Source organism: Simkaniaceae bacterium (genome assembly GCA_021734805.1).
GTDB lineage: Bacteria > Chlamydiota > Chlamydiia > Chlamydiales > JACRBE01 > Amphritriteisimkania.
Genome location: JAIPIG010000011.1, coordinates 16,615 through 34,610, shown reverse-complemented (window position 1 = coordinate 34,610; position 17,996 = coordinate 16,615). Strand labels below are relative to the sequence as shown.

The window sequence follows — 17,996 nt, the reverse complement described above, 5'->3', positions numbered from 1 at the left end:
CTCGTTATTTTAGGGCGCTGCCGTAAGCATGTTCTTTTTGGTTTAGATTGATGATGATATATTGATGAGGGGATCTCAATTGTCCCTCGGGAGTCATATTTGAACCGATAAGGATAGCATCGCCTTTTTTCCACCAATAAAGGCGATAGGTATCTGATCGAGATATTTTATAGTAAGCATAGGTTCCCTCATTCCACTTTACATGGACTGTGTAACCGCCGCAAAGGGTGTTTACGATATCGACAATGTAACCGGTAGATGGAGCGTGTAAATAGGATGTTTTCCACAATTTAACAAACCCCATTGTCTGAGTGCGGGTGTTTTTTAAGACGAATTGATCAGACTTTTTATCATTTGAAAGGGGATAGATGACAATATTATCCTTAGGAAGCCAATGGGATTTAATGTGGTCATAGCTTTTTTTTAGGATTTGCCAACAGGATCCGTCTGATGTAATAACAACGTGATACCCCTCTTTAATTCCGATGTCTTGGATAGCATAATAGGGATCACTGTAGGAAAGGAAGGGGTCTTGATTTGCCCAAGATAGCGATAAGGATCCAAATAAGAAGAAGAAAGTGAGTATTTTTGAAAACATTTTATAGTGCCCTCCCGATAACGAATGCAAAAGTTGAGATAAACTCGACTTTGCAACTTTTTGGTCCCGCCTGCCTCGTCTATTTGCTCTCGGACGTTCGACCTATGGTCGAACTCGGAGATTATTAAAACCGGGAAGGGGTAAAAAACCCCTTCCCGGTTTTAATAACTCCCCCGAAAACAAATATCTCGAGGCCTTCGGGTCCAAAAAGTTACAAAGTCGAGATAAATAAAAACTTTATAATCTCTTTATAGAAAATATTCAAACAAAAAAAATGAATGGAGTGCAGCTACGGCCAAAATTTCTTAAAATTTTCCGAATGGATTTAATTTTATTAATCATCTAGAATCCCGATTATACTGAAATATAATTAAGTCGCTCATGCATAAGAAAGAATCTTTTGACCCACTTCCCCTTTTTGGAAATTATTTGTCCCAAACTATTTTTGGATCACTTTTCAATGTCAGCATGTTCATGAACTCAAAAACCGAATATGTGAGGCTTCCGGACGGTGATTTAACGACGATTGAAGTGACAACTCCCAAAGGATGGAAGGAAACGGATCCGACGGTTGTTCTTGTACACGGTCTTTGCGGTTCTCATCGCTCTCCTTATTTAATTCGGATGACTCGAAAAATGCAGAAGTTAGGCATTCGATCAGCTCGGGTCAATTTAAGAAACTGTGGAAGCGGAAGAGGATTATCTAAGCATTTCTATCACTGTGGTTCAAGTGATGATGTTGGATATGCCATTAAACATTTGAAGGCAAAAAGTCCCAAATCTCCAACGCTACTCATTGGGTTTTCCCTTGGAGGGAATTTAGTCCTTAAGTTAGCAGGTGAACTAAGCAATGAAGCGATTGGTCTTGTCGATCAGGTTTATGCCGTAAGTCCCCCTATTAAACTCGTATCGAGCATGCGCCTTCTTTCTCACCCCAATAATAAAATTTTCGAGAGATATTTCCTGCGCCTTCTTGTCTCGGATGTCTATTATTTACAGAGTTGTTTCCCCGATGTGGAAAAGATTACTTTTCCGAATAATTTAACTATTTTAGACTTTGATGAGCTCTATATTGCTCCGCGGATTGGATACCTGTCGGCTTTTGAATATTATCGCGCATGTAGTGCTATCAATGTGATTACCGATATTGCCATTCCATGCAAAATTCTATTTGCCGAGGACGATCCGATTATTGATTCTCATGATATCGATGAGATTAAACTTCCCGATCACGTTGAAGTTTATAAGACAGATAGAGGAGGGCATCTAGGTTTTTTAGGCTCGCCCACTAAGTCTTATGGATTTCGTTGGATGGATGGACTGATATTGAGCTGGATCAAAAACTATCTCAAAGCACTTCCCGATCGGATCGATTCTTAAAAAACGGGGAACAATAATTTGAGTCCCACGTTAAAAAAGACATTAGCCGTATTTTTATGAAGCTTAGAGTAAATTTTACGAGAGGGGGCTTCATTCTCCTTGGATAAATCGATTTTATTTAATCTGACGCGCGGTTGTAAAAAATGGAGCATGGTATGCGCCTTAATAGGAGCTGGGGATGAGGCGTGTTTGATTGCATAGGTCTCTCCATATAAAAAGCCATATTTTGATACGACATCGCCATCCGAAACGAAAGCTTTAATCGGAGATAGGGAGGATGCTTGCCATTCTTCAAAACAAGGGCTTGAAAGACCCGGATGATTAAAGAGATAAGAAGGGTGTTCTTGGCTAAAGTAGTCGGGATCTTTTAATAGAGCATATGAGGCGAGGGCCCCACCAAGCGAATATCCAACAGAGATGGCTTTGCCATACTGCTCCGTTGTTTTTGTCAGCCAATTTTTTATCGAGCGCCGTGCGTATTTATAAATGGTAAAGCCGGGTCCTGCAGGATCAAAATTCGATACGATAGAGATGCGACTGCTATTGGTCAGGAGTGAAAAATCAGTTCCTCTAAATAATAAAATCGGAGGGGAAGAGCGATCCTCACAAATTAACCCAAACGCTCTCATTTCTTTCCATAAGTTAAAAATGCGATCGACTCGATAATGCGAAAACTGTTTTTTTGGTGCTATTAACGAAGGAAAATCAATTGTGGTCTTCACTTTTAAATTCCGATATGCAAGCACTTTGGCAAGCGTTTCTGCAGTTGCATAATGGAGGGCATTTTTTGAGCGGAATCGCTTGTATATTTCACTGAAAAGCTCTTGAGTCTTTTCAATATCTTGTTGGCTATCTGTGACCCAACCGATAATAGGATTATTTTTAGCTAAGTAATGGTGCTCTTCACAAAAATCCTTGAAAAATGAGGAAGAATTTGAAAAGTTAAATAACTTACTCTCTTTTGAAATGCGATAACGGCGCGATTTAACGGGTAAAACGGAAGAGGCTAGACTTTCCCATGCGACGATGCTAGCGTGGTTGACCATTTGCAAAATCAGTTTAATATTTGAATCAGACATATCTTTATCTTTAGTGGTAAATGTTAACGGCAATCACTCCGGAGATGAATGAGGGGGCATTGCGCCCGTAAAAGCTAAACCAAACGCCCCCGATAATACCAACGTTTGCATTAAAGTTATACTCAAGAGCCGGGGCTAAACTCCACTGATATGAACTAGGTAAAGTATTAGAGGCGGGTTGCTCCGATGCGTAGCTAGTTCCGTCGATGCCGGAAAATTTAGTTCGTTGTTCATTATTATATTCAATATCAGTGGCTAAAACCCAATTTCTAGTGAGAGAGTATTCAAGCCCCACTCGACAGGTCAATCGATTGCCGGGATAGACATCGCCATCTGTTCCGTATCCGCCTCCATAGGAGTTAAAGCTTGTGACGTGAACTTTTGAAAAAAGTGAATAGGCAATATTAGCTCGCCATTGGAAATAATGTTCACCGTCTAAATGATAAGCGCGCGTCATCACATAGCCAAGTGTCGTGATGAAGGATCCCGATCCAAGGCCTTGAACATCGCGTTTTTCCGGTTTGAGATTTCTATATTTTCCGGTTGGAAAGACTTCTGAAATATAGACAAGGCTTGTCGGAAAAAACCCCGAGCTTGATTTAGAGACTTGAACAGAGAGCTTAGAACTTATATTTCCAATACTTGTAAAACTTTTTCCATCACGATGAATGCTATAGAATTCCGGAACGATATCGAGCTGAACCCCGTGACCGAGGCCAAATTGCATAAGAGGGACAGCCTTAAGGATATATTCATTGGGAGTTGACTCAAACTTGCCACTCGAAGTGTAAATGCCGTTGTTCACAGTATTAAAGAGATAAGGCTCAATATTATAATGGCCTGAACTTAGAGCGACTCCGGATGGTGTCAAAAGAGGGCCGGTGAACCAAGGGAGGTCATTAGGGAGGCTAACTTGAGCCGGCTGCGGATCTCCTTTTGCAAAGGCTACAATACTAACGAGAAATGAGCATAAAGTTAAGATCGGTTTATAATATTTCAAACAAATAGCCTCTATACAAAAAAACCCCAAATTTGCATTGTTATGACATCTTATTTTAAATTTCAAATTTTAAAAAACTATGACAATACAAACAGCTATTTTGCTCGTAAATTTAGGCTCGCCCGATTCACCAAATCCCGGTGATGTGAAAAAATATCTTATGGAGTTTTTGCTTGATCCCGATGTTATCGATGCTCCTTGGCTGATTCGGCAATTTCTTGTTCGGCGAGTGATTATTCCTCGTCGTTATTTAGAGTCTGCCCGTTCTTATCAAAAAATTTGGACCCAAGAGGGATCACCCCTCGTGTCGACGATGCGACAGTTGACCGGATATCTCAAAGAAAAAATGGAAGGGGATGCGCTTGTGGAATTTGCAATGCGCTATCAAAACCCTTCTATAGACTCAGTGTTGGATCAGTTTAAAGAACAAGGCATAGAGCATCTCATTGTTTTACCGATGTTTCCCCAATATGCAGATGCCACAACGGGATCGATTTATAAAAAAATCACAAACCGAATATCAACATGGAATCGACCGCCTAAACTCAACTTCATTGAACAATTTTGCTCATTCCCGCAAATGATCGATGTGTTTGTCGAAAACGGCGCTGCAGCTAAAGAATACGACCATGTTTTATTTAGCTTTCATGGCTTGCCTGAAAAGCAACTTAAAATGGGGGACTCTTGCAAGCGATGTTTAAATCAGCCCAATTGTTGTGAGAATAGACCCCTCAAAGAAAACTGTTATCGAGCCCATTGTTTAGTAACGGGAAAAGCCATTGCCGAGCGGCTTCACCTCTCTGATGATCAGATGACGATTGCTTTTCAATCGCGCCTAGGTAAAGATAAATGGCTTGAACCGTATGCAAGTGAGGAAATTGTGAAATTAGCCCGCTCCGGAGTTAAGTCGCTGCTTGTATTTTCCCCATCATTCACCTGCGATTGTTTAGAAACGCTTTTTGAAATCAATATCGAATATAAGGCGCTATTTCAAAAACACGGGGGAGAGAGGCTGGATTTAGTTGAAAGCCTGAATTGCCACCCCCACTGGATTAAGGGTCTAGAAGAAATGCTCAAAAAAATGATTTTTGTCTCTAATCCTCTTTAGTCATTTAGCCATTTCTAGTTGATCCACATCTAGATGACAGATCACTTTCAAGTGTTTATTGATTTTTTCAATGTTCCAATCCCACCAAGCAATTTTCTGTAAACGATCAATAGTTTTATCGTCAAATCGCATTTTTACAACTTTCGCAGGGTTGCCGGCTACAATAGAGTAGGCCGGGACATCTTTCACAACGACTGCTCTCGCTGCTATAATGGCCCCATTCCCTATTGTGACACCGTTCATTACTAAAGAGTCATATCCAAACCAAACATCATTACCCACGATGATATCGCCCTTAACAGGCAAGTCATACACATTGAAGGCGGATTCCCAACCATGCCCAAAAATAGGAAAGGGATAGGTACTAATTGCATCAAGTTTATGGTCTCCGGTCATGATAAATTGAGTTTTTGCAGCAATAGCGCAGAATTTTCCGATGACGAGTTTGACCTTAGAAAAGTCGTAATTGTACAAGACATTGTATTCCTCAAACTTATCCGGTCCATATCGACGGTCATCAAAATAGGTGTAATCATCAATAAAAATGTTAGCAGCTTTGACAAACTTTTTTAGAAATACGAGTTTGTCATAATCCTTAATTGGATAGAGGGTGTCTGGGTTTGGGCCGGTCATTATGCTCTTTCCTTGATCATCTAATTGTAGTAGTGGTCTAAACTTATATCAGCTCCTTCCTTTTTTTTGTCCGGTTCCCAAAAAATATATCCTTCTCCATCATATGCTCCGATCAATATTAATTTAGTATGTGACAGTAACTCTTCGAATATTTCGGTAGTCAGTTCTTTTTGATTTTCTAATGAATATTCAACAATAATACATAAAGAATGCCATAAAGAATTTGAAGCATATAAACAATCTAAAATCAGATTTTTTGATATATTTTTATAATTCAAATAGTAATAAATTTCTTCGTTATATCGAATTCCATGAGATAAAAATAACGGGTCACTATATCCTGAATGAAAACTTGATGAAACATCATCAAAGATGCAGGTTAGATATTTATTTGAGGTTGTTTTTTTAAGAAGGATTTCAGCAGTTTTCATCCTTGTTTGACTGGCAATTCCGCTATTTTTGAATTTGATAATTTGATCTGAATGAGTATGACTAGGTAAGTAAGTAAAAAAATTACCATTATTAAGATTAAAACTATTAATAATTTTAGAAGATAATGCGTTTGTGTTTAATAAATTCGATTTAAAATAATTGATTCCAAATTTGGATTCAATTTGAAATTTTTTTAATTTCATCATTATTTATACTCCCAGGTTCCATCCGGATATAGTCTTGTACCATCTCTAAAATCCGGTCCAGTATAATCCCAATGGGGGCCAATAGGACCAGGATGTTCTAAGTCTGGATATAAGATTTCTTTAGTTGATCCTTCACCTTTTACCCAACTCCCTTCTTTACTTCCGGGGTTACCTTTTCCTTTCCATTGAAAATCCTTAGCGGGTTGTTTAGTTGGATCATTTCCCAATTCAAAGCCATCATATGGGGGTTTCTTTTTATTGGCTTGTTCTTTGAGTTCTTGGAGGCGCTTTTCCTCCTTTCTCTCATCTAGTTTGGTTTTAACTATTTTGCCGGTTTGATAGGCGAGGACTCCTGCAGTTAGTCCCCAAATAACCGGTGCTAGTCCCGGAACAAGAAAGGATGCGCCTCTTGCGCCCCAAACCACAACCGGTAGAGAAAGTGCGAAGTTGCCGTCTGAATCCCAGTTTTTAATGGGGTTATTCCTGAGATAGAGATAAAGGTTAATGCTATCAATTGGTCCCGATGGATCCGGCGTTATCCAACGTTTAAGTGAGGGGTCGTAGTAGCGAAGGCCATAATGGATGAGTCCCGATTCACTGTCATAGTGTTTGCCAAAATAGATCCATGGAATAATGGGATTGAGTTCACGGATGTTTTTGGCGTAAGGATCAAGAGTAGTATAGTCGTGAATACTTTTGTCATTTGTATTAATAAGCTTGCGTACATGATAGGCATGATCATAAATGGGTGCAAAAGTGCCTTCAGGCGTTTCAAAAGCTACATATCGGGGAGGCTGATTTTTGAGTTGGACTCCCGGTACTCGAAGCGCTATCAGGTTGCCTTTGGCATCAACAATGGCGACTTCATTATTATCTTGGTAGAGATAATGCTCAGTTGATGTGCCATTGCATGAATTGACAGTTTTGGAAAGGCGTCGGTTGAAGATATCGTAATTGTACGTTGTTTGGCTATCATCGGTGGTAACAGAGGTGAGACGGTTCAGTGCATCATAGGTGAAATTGTAGGTTTTTTTCAGAGTCTTTTTAAGAATTAGATTTCCATTGAAGTCATATTTGCATCTGATCCCGTTATATTCTTGCAATTCATTGAGGGGATTAACTTTTGCCTGCGAAGGATTTCCAACTGAATCATAGCGCTCAGATTCTATGAGGTAGTTGAGCTTGTCATATTTGTAGTGGAAGGTCTTTTCATCAAATCTCACATGATCAAGTTGATCTCGTGAATTGACACTGAGACTATACTCGGCATACGGAGAGCTCATTTTTGCATATTTTTTTATCGGATGACTATCATAGCTGACTCTTCCAAGATTGCATATAAGATCTTCATCATGGATGCTATGATCACTCCAATGGTATGTGTGTGAATATAATGGAGCACCTTTGTCAGAATATCTTGAAACGCGTATTAGCTTTCCATTGACGTCTTCGTATTCAATATGACCAAATTTTGAGAGAGTAATGAGTTTTTTGGAAGATCCATATGCGTATTTAACTTCATGACTTGATGGAAAGATCTCAGATGCAATACGACCTTCAGAGTCGTGAGATCGGACAACTTTTTGAGCTGTCACCAAATTGGTATATATGTTTTTGTTTTCTAGATACTCAATTTGGTAGTAAATGCTCTTATCTGATGATTTTATTGAAATAACATAATCATCCTCATCGTACTCATAATATACAATTCGCTTATCCGGCCAAGTGATATTTTTTACTTGGCCGGATGGTGTATATGTGTAAGTTGTAACCCTTTCCCACTCCGTGCCGGGCATGCGGATGTCTTGAAGCAGGCGATTTGAAGAGTCATAACGTTGGATAATCTTTTGAGAAGAATGACGGCCGGCAGTAGGTGTATAGATATGAGAAGTAATGGTTACGTCTCTTGTGGAAGCGTCATATTTGGCTTGCTGAGCAAACAGGGGATGATCCTGTTCATCTTTAATTGCAAAAGTTTCCTCAGCTTGAAGTCTATCATATGAGTGAACAACACGCCTGCCGTTTGGAAGTAGTTTGACATCTTCCGGATGAAGAAAAGAAATAACTAAAGTCAATAACAGTAAAAGTTGTTTCATAGCTATCCCAGATTAAATACCGTCAGTGCAACAACTTAATGGGGTCTTAATTTTTTGCAAACTTAAATATTTTGTTGCTAGGGCAATTATTTTTCTGTATCTCGTGGATCACGATGAAGGACATGTCGACTCAATCTATGTTCTTTTGCTAGTTTTGGATGATAGCAGTAGGATGATTAGAGATTTGTATTCTCATTGCTGAGTTCTTTTTTTAGAGATTCAACAGTTTGTTGCATATAGTCATCTGATACCGGTCCGTGCATATTTGCTGTGATCATTTGGATCGCGAATTTAATCGAAGAGGCATCGCCTTGTTTTCGTCCAATATAGTGAAAGTGGATATGAGGAACGCTTTGTCCGACCTCAATCCCGTTTTTTTGATGGATGAGATATGAGGACGTTTGAAAAAGAGTCGTTGAGACTTGATTGACCTTTTTAATCACCTCATAAATTCTAATGACTTCCGGCTGAGTTAAGTCTTCAAAGCGCTCAATATGTCGCTTAGGCATGATCAGAAAATGAGCGGCAACAATGGGCTTATGCGTATAAACAGCAAGAACGAGATCATCTTCATAAAAGGCCTGTCTTTTGAGGATTTCAGGATCACAAAAAGGACAGGCGTGAACTAAAGGATTAACAAGCAATAGTAAAATCAATGGAAGGGGATTAAATCGTTTCATTTTTTTTACCGGAAAATAATTTGTTGCAAAGAATTTGACTGCCTAAAGTTAACCACAAAGCAGATAGGAACAATCGGGAAAAAATGATAAAGTCAGAGTTTTTTAAATTTTCTGAGAAGGGGATAAAATATAAACAAAAAATTCCTAAAATTCCGATCATTCCCCTCAAAAAATATTCGAGTTTGGTTTTTGGTGGAGAGAGAAAGAGTTGATATTGATGACTGATAAAAGGGATTAAGAGGAGAAAAAACTCAATAGTATCTAGAAAATTAAGAGATTTAAAAACTGGTCTAATAAGGGGGTTCGGAATTGATGGATAATAGAAATCCATTCGAGTTCGATTGAGTGAAGCATTTAAAAAAAAGCCTGTTAATTTTTAGGATACTGAGGACTCTTCCAGCACGTGTTGTTCCCCATTTTTTTGGTGGAAGTAGAAGTTGAGGCGCTTGGCGGAGTATGACCAGATAAAAACGGTTACGACTACAACGGGAAGCAAGTAGCTGGTAATTCCCAGAACGGAACTCATTCCGAAAAGATCGAGTAGGCCGACTTGAATCCAAGAAGAGCCCGATTTTCCAAGGCGGGAGCCAACGACATCGATCGAAGCTTTTCCCTTTACTTTTTCATCATCAGAGAGTGGGATATAGGCCATTTCCTTTGTCGGATCAAAGAAAGAGTATTTCATAACCTTGCTTGTGACATTATGGAAAGCCCCAAGGATGACGATAAAGAAGAGAGGGGACATTCCCATATGAGCAAAGAGTGGGGCGAGTGAGTCTTTGAAAATGACGGTGAGGAAGAAGATAACTCCTGTAACTCCGAGAACATAAGGGGATAGTTGGGCTGTGAAATGCCATCCGAACCAACGGATAATACTTCCGCAAACAAAGAAAGAGAGCATGAAGGATGTGAAGCCGACGAGTGAGAAAATTAGGGCCATTAAGGAGTTATAATCGGACGGATTTGGATAGTATAGATTGAGGTGGGCTTTCCATGTTACTTCTACAATGCTAATTGTGAGTCCATAAGATATGACTAAGACCGCAATGTGAAAGAGATATTTAGATTTAGCAATGTGTAGAAGACTCTCTCGCAGGGAGGGTTTTTTCTTTTTGAGTTTGGGTGTTTCAGGCTCTTCAGCCTTAGGGGTAAAAAAGCGGGCATCAGTTAATACGTAGCGGTTGGTCCACCAGTAAATTCCGATGATAAAAGCACCGACAATTAACACAATTGTCGTGACCGCCTGTACTGTGACGGCAAAGTCTCGGCCGGCAAAAACTTTTGAGAGCATATAAATTAAAGGCCCTACTAAGAGGGCCGCAAAATCACCAGCTGCTATATAGATAGTATAGCTTTTCTTCGCTTCCTTTAAAGTCGTGATATGATTGGCAAAGCCCCAAAACATAAGGAGGATAACCATTGTACCCCAAAGTTCGGCCGTGATGAAGATAATCGATTGAATCCAATTGCGATAAAGGGCAATCCAATGCGTAAATTTACCTCCAAAATGGGCCGTTAGGGCGTCGGCGGACTCGTGGGGGGAAAAGAGGTCGAGATTGGGGTAAAGAATAAATCCAAGCATGAAAATAGTGACTAAGAAGCCAACAATGAATAAGTAGAACAGGGTTGTTCTTTTCACCATATTGCTCACTTTAGAGTAGATCAGAGTCATCAGGATAGAAATCGGGAGAACCACCCATCCTTTTAGAACGGGGATGACCTCAGCGCCACCTGATTTAGAGGTAACGACAACAGTGTCTTTAAGGCAAGTGAGTAGACCATAATTGAGGGAAACTAGGAATTTCATTAAAATCAGGGGGAGCATTTTTTTGAGTTCATAAGAATGGAAGGGCCAAAACTTGTCGCGCCACTTTCCGAATGCTTTAGTAGAACTTTCGCTCATATCACCTAGCTTTAACAGAGATTTCAAAAAATATATCAAATCAGCGTATATATTAGCTAGTAAAAAAAAATATTGTCAGAATCTCGTGCTTTGTAAGTTTTGAGTCCGAAAGTTTCAAAATTTCTTTTTAAATTCTCATTTAATTGAAGAATAAAGCATGATGATTGAACGAATAATTTTAGACTATAGTTGTTGTGGAAACGCCTCATTCAAATCATATTTCGACCTATGCGCTTCGCTTTATTTCAGGTACCGCCTTAAGTCGCGTATTTGGGATGCTCAGAGATGTCTCAATGGCCTTTTTTTTTGGGGCAACCCCAATGCTTGGCGCTTTTTTTGTGGCATACCGCCTCTCTCATCTCTTTAGAAGGATTTTTGCGGAAGGGGGGCTATTGAATGGATTTATTCCATTTTTTGAGGAAAAAAGGCAAGAAAATGAAAAAGAGGCCCATCTCTTTTTTAGGGACCTTTTTTGGAGTCTTTCTCTTATTCTATTTGTATTAATTATTTTTTTAGAATTAGGGATTGGGTTTTATTTTCTATGGGTTGGGAAAAATTCAATTTTGTTTTTAACGGCAATCATGCTCCCATCTCTACTATTTATTTGTTTGTATGGGCTTTTTTCAGCTTATCTCAACTGTTACAATCGCTTTTTTTTGAGTGGATTTGCACCCACTATATTTAACGTTATATGGATTATCGCAGCTTTTGGAGTGCATTATTTCATTCCTGAAGTCGCAATGAAATACTTATCAATGGCCCTTGTTTGGGCTTTTTTAGGGCAGTGGCTGTTTACCTCATATTATGTAAGGAGATCGCTGTTATTGACCCAAAAAGAGTGGTGGACCGTTCAGCTATTTAGTCCTTCGGTGAGAGCGATGATTACCCCTTTTGTGACCGTGACGATCGGGGTGTCTGCTACACAAATCAATCAGGCGCTTGATGCAGTGTTTGCAAGGGCGGCTAGCTTAGAGGGACCGGCTTATCTCACCTTTGCGAGCAAAATTCAACAAATTCCTATTGCTTTTTTTGCCGTGGCAATGGCCACGGCACTTTTACCTTCTCTTTCTAGTGCTTTCCAAAAAAAAGAACGGTTATTATCCATTCAATATATAGAGCACGTATTGTCGCGAAGCCTGCTTTTTTTAATTCCAAGCTCTTTTGGAATCTTATCTGTAGGATATCCAATCATTGCATTGATTTTTGGGCATGGCCAGTTTAATCATATATCGGTGATGCGAACGACAGAGTGTTTTTGGGGGTATGGGCTCTCTTTGATTCCCTCTGCACTGGTAATCATTTTAACGTCTGTCTTATATGCGCAAAAAAATTACCGTATCCCAACACTTTTGGCATTTTTCTCCATCGGTTTGAATATTGGATTCAATTATTTATTAATTTATCAGTTCCACTGCGGTGCATATAGTGTTGCCTTGAGTACTGCAATTGGTTCACTGATTCATATGAGTTTTTTATGGGTCTATTTAAAAAAGATCTTAGATTTTAAGCTCAGCATTCCTTTCAAGAGAACGACGATGAAAATTGGGATAGTGAGTCTACTTTCAGCAATTTTTTCAATCTTAGCCATGCGTTTGGCCAATCAAACTATTGCGTTCCCATTTTTACAGGAAACTTGGGTTGAGAATACACATAAGCTCATGGCTTTTGTTATTCCATTTTGTACATTTATCCTCTGTTTTTTTGCAGGATGCCATTTTTTTAAAGTCAATGAGCTCAAGGATTTTTTATCTTTTCGATTAAAGAGCGGTTGACAAGATCTCGATGAAAAAGTATTTTTTTGACTTTCATTACACTTTTGAGCCATATGAGACGACTAAGAAAAAGTTTTTGTGTTTTACTAGCTATCGGATTAACGGGTTGTCATGTTCCCAGTACTGTTGCCCTAAAGGGGAGCGGTGGACGCAATGCTTTTAATACAACATTGCAGATGACAAGTAATGAACAGATGCTGCTCAATCTTGTTAGATTGCGCTATTGCGATACTCCCTATTTCTTAAACGTCACAAATATTACTAGCCAGGTCACTTACGAAGCTGAGGCAAACACAAGGTTTCTATTTCCCGGGTCGGATAAGACTAATCCGACGAGTCTTGGCGGAAGTATGTTATGGAAGTCTCAACCGACAATTGTTTATGCGCCTGTTGAAGGTAAAATGTTTTCACAGCTTCTTTTAAAGCCGATTAATCTGCTATTTATACAGCAATTGGTCTATTCGGGATGGGATGTTGATCGGTTATTCAAATTGACCGTTCAAAGTTTTGGCAATATATATAATGCTCCGGCAGCGTCCGGGCCCTTTCCTAATGCGACTCCCGTTTACAAAGATTTTTATCGTGTGACGGAGCTGATGCGCTATTTTCAAGAAAAAAATCAGCTGCATATCGGCGTTAAGGTTGAACAAGATGATAATCAAAAAGATAGCGACAAACCGGCTTCATTGCAAATTTTCTTCCCTGATAATGGCAAGGAATCACAAGAGCTGGCAAAATTGTTGGGTAATGTCTCCTCAAAACAGGGCTATTATGTCGTTGATATGAAGCTTGGATTTAAAGGGGAAGGGGAAATTGGTGTTTTACCCCGATCGATTCTATCTACCATGTATTACTTAAGCCTTGGGGTTGAAGTTCCTAAGAGCCATGAAACAAATAATATTGGGGTGACAACTGTTTGTAAAGATGAGTGTGATTTTGATTGGACTAGTATGATTCAGTCTTTAATTAAAATTCGGTGCTCTAAAGATCAGCCACGCCATGCCTATATTTCTATAAAATACAGAGGCTTTTGGTTTTATATTGATGAGTCTGACGTCAACTCAAAACGGACCTTTGTCCTCTTACTCAACCTGTTTAATTTACAGGCCGGTCAGACTGATTTTCGCTCGCCGATCTTAACAATTCCGGTTGGAGTATAGTTTTATATCGCTTGTGATTCAAGAATTGGTTTTTTTTATCGCCGGCATCCCCGCTGCTCGATTTACCTCAATGACGTAACAAAGCAGTGTTGTTGCACAATTCATTTTACCTAACATGCTTATTATTAGTTTTTACCACAGAGAGCACAGAGCTCACAGAGGCACCGGAATGCGCATTTTCTTGATTTTTCTCTGTGTACTCTGTGGTTGTTAAAATTCTTATTGTCAATAACTTGATGGTTTGTCGAATTATGCAACAAAGCATAACAAAGCTGCTTTTTTTCAGAGCATATCTTATTGATAGTTATTAGTTTGCATCCAATCTATTTTATTTAATATTTTCTACCCTATAAAAGAAATAACTTATATATAAAAAAGTAGGGGATAATATCTTTTGTGAAAACAATCTGAGGGGTTTTCTTATGGGCAGATTTAGATTTGGATCAGCGATTTGGGCTTCTATCATAGCTAGTGCTGCAATGAGCGCATTCATGATCTATTTTAATATGAATATTCTTCTTGAATATGGGAAAATAGCGGGATTTCAAGACACACCCGGATATATTGTAGGTGGAGCGATTCAACTCGTTGTCTGCATTTTTTTTGGGCTTATTTATGCACTTATTTTTGATCCGTTATTTAGAAGAATCCCCGGGTTTCTATCCGGAATCATTTACGGTTTGATTCCTTTTATCTTAGCGCTGACCATGATGGGAAAATTTGAGGCATTGATCCGAACTGTTTTTCATAATCCTAAGTCCACTCAAATGGAGCAACCCGTTCCCTTGCCGATGGGACAAGAAAAACCTGTGATGCCTCAGTCAGGGGAGCCTCAAATGCCACCTTCTCAATATCAGCCCCAATCTTCTCAAGAATATCAGCCTCAGCAACGCTCCGTTCAGCCCGGTGAAGCTTATCAACCTGAAAATCCGGACATGGCACCCCCAGATGAATCATCAGAACCTTCTAATAATTCTCCAACGGCAGCTCGTGTAGGAGATCCTATTAATTTTAGACTAGTAGGACAAACTCCTGCTTTTCCAAAATATGAATCGGATAATCGCGATACTGACGTGAATCAAAATGAAATGCAACAAATGCCTGATGAGTCAATGCAAAATCAAGATATGATGGGGCAAACACAAACCAAGTCGCCAACATCGACCTTGCCGCACTGGTTATGGCTGCTCTTTAGCTATCTCATCTATGGTTTCTTTTTGGGACTCTTATATTTTCCGAGCAAAAGAAAAGAACACTACGGAGAGTAAAATAAACTGTTGTTGCAAAGTCGAGATCATGCAACAACCCTATTTGCAATGGGTTTTGCCATCCTTTCAGCAAAATGAGTGATTAGGTCATTTTTGTATGAATTTGCTGCTTTTAGTGTGAATGCTTGTTTGGCTACTTGAGCGGCAAAAGATGTAAAAACCAATCCTGTGATAAGGTAAGGAACTGATTTGATGAAAAATGAATGGACTAAGAATGAGAGTCCATATAACCCGCTGATGAGGGTGGCTGTTTGGGCAGCTGCCGGAAGAGAAATTAAAGAGATGCCTAAACTGACTAAAATACTGTCATATAATGGAGCGGAGGAATGGCATAGGATCCGGGTTCCAAGGATAGTCAATGCGATATCGGTTGTTAAAACAATGACTTCTTTAATGCGTTGTTCTACAATGCTTTTGCCTTCATTATCGTGCCATAAAGCATATAAATTATCTCCAAGAATAGAGATGGGATTGTGTTGGAACAAGTCTAGGACCGGTGTTGATGGTAGCGCAAAACTCATAGGAAGCCTCCTGATTTAAAAGGAAAGGATGGTATTAAGATTTAATTAATTTCACAATCAAAATCTGAGCTGCGGGTGCAGCCGAGGCCCCTTTCGTGGGGTTAATTTTTGAGGGCTGCCTTTGCCGCGATATAAGCTGTAGTCCACGCATTTTGAAAATTAAAGCCCCCTGTAACCCCATCAATGTCTAATATCTCACCGGCAAAGTAGAGATTGGGGCAAATCTTGCTCTCCATTGTCTTGAAATTGACCTCTTTAAGATCAACTCCACCACATGTGACAAATTCTTCTTTATTCGTTGTTTTTCCCTCAATTTGAAAACGCTCGGAAGAGAGTTTATCGGCGAGAAGTTTTAGAGAGGCATCTTTACTCTGAGCTAGGGGGATATCTTCTTCGATGAGGGCTTTCCATAATTTTTTAGGAAGAGAAAAGGGATTCACTGAGGATAGTTGTTGCTTTGGATGGGTGGTTTTTAAACTTTTAAGGCACTTGAAGATCTCCTCACTTGTTTGGCCCGGCAACCAGGAAATGATCAAGGTTGCATGGTATTTGGCGTCGTAAAGAGCCCTTGCCGCCCATGCTGAAAGCTTAAGAGCAGCGGGTCCGCTGAATCCAAAGTGGGTTAAAAGAAGGGGGCCTTGTTGGCTAAATGGCTCCCCCTCTATTTGCAGTAGGACATCGGGAATAGCGATGCCGCTTAAGGGAAGGTAGGGGGATGAGGGGACATTGAATGTGAATAGAGAGGGGATAGGGGGGATGATTGAATGCCCGAAGCTTTGGGCAAATTGATGGCCTTCCTTAGAACTTCCGGTAGCCAATAAGAGCTTCTTCGTTTGAATTGAGTTTCCATCTTTTAATGTGATAATATACCGATCTTGAATCAATCCCGGTTGGATAGAATCTATTTTAGTCACGGTCAGGATTTCAACATCTAATTGAGCCGCTCGTGCAAGAAAAGCATCAATGATTGTCTGAGAAGAATCGGTTATAGGAAAGCAGCGCCCATCCGTTTCGGATTTGATCTCAACCCCATGCGCTTCAAGCCAGTGAATCATGTCTTTTGGTTGGAATTGATGAAATGGCCCTAAGAGCTCTTTATGTCCTCTTGGGTAGTTCTTTACAAGCTCCTTAGGATCAAAACAATGGTGCGTTACATTACAACGCCCACCGCCGGAAACTCTTACTTTTGCTAATAAGGTCGCTGTCTTTTCAATCACGGCAACGCGTGCTTGAGAGGCGTGCTCTTTGGCCTGAATGGCTGCGAAGATTCCGGCAGCACCGCCGCCAATGATAACTAAATCATATTCCATAGGGATCAAGAAGTTACTGTTGGTGTGAGTAGATGCGGCCCCAAAAGGGCTGCATAAAGACACGCATCGCGCTCAGTAGTCAACCGAGAATGGGTTTCATGCACAAGCGTTTGAATTCGGTGAATAACGGCATCAATTGATTTTTTGGACGACGTTTCTTTCAATTTTAGAGTTTTGGCATCCTCCACGACGCTGCTCAATAAGGTATTGATTGTGGATAAAGTTCCTGATGAATTCCAGATCCTTTCAGCTGAATCTAATAATGGTAGGTCTTCACGTTTAAGCGTAGCAATCGTAGCGGGCTCCGATGATAAGATCTTATCACAGATCTCAAATATTTCAGTATCAGCATGAAGAAGCTTTAATTGACCAAGACCATTTATAGCCAGTTGAAAAAGCACCGGGTATTTTGGTGTGTCTTTGGGTTGAAACCATTGAACGGCATAAAATAATGCTGTTTCTAAATCCGATATGCGCGTTGATAAAGTGGTGTCAGTATCAGAATTTTGCCGGCCCAGTTCTACGGAATTTTGGTTAAACTTCAAAATAGATAAATAATGGCCATTTGCTCTTTCAATCGATAAAAGAGCAAGCGTTGTGATGACATTACCGGGATCTAGAAAATTTGCTTTTGAAACCGTTGCACTACTAGAGATCGGATTAAATATTCTTAAGATGCTTCTCAAAACGGATGCCATAGTCTGTTTCCTCTTAAATAGATAAAGCCAAGAACTATAGCCACAAAGAAGATTATGTTCAATGAGCGATTCAAATTAGAGTTGAGGTGGTTGGCTACGTGTGACTAAAAGTGAACAACTATAGATAGATTTGCTCTTATTATTTAGACATA

16 protein-coding genes are annotated in these 17,996 nt (G+C 39.8%); 5 read left to right on the top strand and 11 right to left on the bottom strand.

All coding sequences use genetic code 11. The annotated features are described in order from the left end of the window. Positions 1–4: 4 nt before the first annotated feature. Entirely contained in the window at positions 5–598 is a 594-nt protein-coding gene (locus K9M07_03330; GenBank protein MCF7852256.1) for a hypothetical protein, read from the bottom strand. 381 nt (positions 599–979) lie between these two features. On the opposite strand from K9M07_03330, the gene K9M07_03325 reads away from it, so the two are divergent. Next, positions 980–1,978: an alpha/beta fold hydrolase gene (locus K9M07_03325; GenBank protein MCF7852255.1), complete on the top strand. Its 999-nt coding sequence runs from the start codon at positions 980–982 to the stop codon at positions 1,976–1,978. Here K9M07_03325 and K9M07_03320 read toward each other — a convergent pair. Beyond that, the gene (locus tag K9M07_03320) at positions 1,975–3,057 is read right to left on the bottom strand and encodes a DUF2974 domain-containing protein (GenBank protein ID MCF7852254.1); all 1,083 of its coding nucleotides are present in this window, start codon (positions 3,055–3,057) and stop codon (positions 1,975–1,977) included. The genes K9M07_03325 and K9M07_03320 overlap by 4 nt on opposite strands. A gap of 10 nt (positions 3,058–3,067) precedes the next feature. Next, a complete protein-coding gene (locus K9M07_03315; GenBank protein ID MCF7852253.1) occupies positions 3,068–4,057 on the bottom strand; it encodes a hypothetical protein in 990 nt (329 codons plus the stop codon). Positions 4,058–4,136: 79 nt separating this feature from the next. On the opposite strand from K9M07_03315, the gene hemH reads away from it, so the two are divergent. After that, positions 4,137–5,165, top strand: coding sequence for a ferrochelatase (hemH, locus tag K9M07_03310; protein MCF7852252.1), 1,029 nt, complete (start codon positions 4,137–4,139; stop codon positions 5,163–5,165). On the opposite strand, the gene K9M07_03305 is transcribed toward hemH, so the two are convergent. From K9M07_03305 to K9M07_03285, 5 genes are all read right to left on the bottom strand, one after another. Then, the gene (locus tag K9M07_03305) at positions 5,166–5,798 is read right to left on the bottom strand and encodes a CatB-related O-acetyltransferase (GenBank protein ID MCF7852251.1); all 633 of its coding nucleotides are present in this window, start codon (positions 5,796–5,798) and stop codon (positions 5,166–5,168) included. A gap of 20 nt (positions 5,799–5,818) precedes the next feature. Then, complete coding sequence (locus K9M07_03300) at positions 5,819–6,436, bottom strand: hypothetical protein (protein ID MCF7852250.1); 618 nt, start codon at positions 6,434–6,436, stop codon at positions 5,819–5,821. Further along, positions 6,436–8,532: a hypothetical protein gene (locus K9M07_03295; protein MCF7852249.1), complete on the bottom strand. Its 2,097-nt coding sequence runs from the start codon at positions 8,530–8,532 to the stop codon at positions 6,436–6,438. Before K9M07_03295 ends, K9M07_03300 begins: the two co-directional genes overlap by 1 nt. 176 nt (positions 8,533–8,708) lie before the next feature. Next, positions 8,709–9,212, bottom strand: coding sequence for an HIT family protein (locus tag K9M07_03290; protein MCF7852248.1), 504 nt, complete (start codon positions 9,210–9,212; stop codon positions 8,709–8,711). A 376-nt stretch (positions 9,213–9,588) separates the two neighbouring features. Further along, the gene (locus K9M07_03285) at positions 9,589–11,115 is read right to left on the bottom strand and encodes an NTP/NDP exchange transporter (GenBank protein ID MCF7852247.1); all 1,527 of its coding nucleotides are present in this window, start codon (positions 11,113–11,115) and stop codon (positions 9,589–9,591) included. 194 nt (positions 11,116–11,309) lie between these two features. Between K9M07_03285 and murJ the strand changes: the two genes are divergently transcribed. The 3 genes from murJ (at position 11,310) to K9M07_03270 (ending at position 15,315) form a co-directional block, all read left to right on the top strand. Continuing rightward, a complete protein-coding gene (gene murJ / locus K9M07_03280; GenBank protein ID MCF7852246.1) occupies positions 11,310–12,887 on the top strand; it encodes a murein biosynthesis integral membrane protein MurJ in 1,578 nt (525 codons plus the stop codon). A 53-nt stretch (positions 12,888–12,940) separates the two neighbouring features. Then, a complete protein-coding gene (locus K9M07_03275; protein ID MCF7852245.1) occupies positions 12,941–14,047 on the top strand; it encodes a hypothetical protein in 1,107 nt (368 codons plus the stop codon). A 422-nt stretch (positions 14,048–14,469) separates the two neighbouring features. After that, positions 14,470–15,315: a hypothetical protein gene (locus tag K9M07_03270; GenBank protein ID MCF7852244.1), complete on the top strand. Its 846-nt coding sequence runs from the start codon at positions 14,470–14,472 to the stop codon at positions 15,313–15,315. 26 nt (positions 15,316–15,341) lie between these two features. On the opposite strand, the gene K9M07_03265 is transcribed toward K9M07_03270, so the two are convergent. From K9M07_03265 to K9M07_03255, 3 genes are all read right to left on the bottom strand, one after another. Beyond that, positions 15,342–15,836 (bottom strand): hypothetical protein, encoded by a 495-nt coding sequence (locus tag K9M07_03265; protein ID MCF7852243.1) that lies wholly within the window; start codon positions 15,834–15,836, stop codon positions 15,342–15,344. A 101-nt stretch (positions 15,837–15,937) separates the two neighbouring features. Then, entirely contained in the window at positions 15,938–17,146 is a 1,209-nt protein-coding gene (locus tag K9M07_03260) for an NAD(P)/FAD-dependent oxidoreductase (protein MCF7852242.1), read from the bottom strand. A 5-nt stretch (positions 17,147–17,151) separates the two neighbouring features. Then, on the bottom strand, positions 17,152–17,844 hold the full coding sequence (locus K9M07_03255) for a hypothetical protein (GenBank protein ID MCF7852241.1): 693 nt from the start codon (positions 17,842–17,844) through the stop codon (positions 17,152–17,154). Positions 17,845–17,996 lie beyond the last annotated feature (152 nt).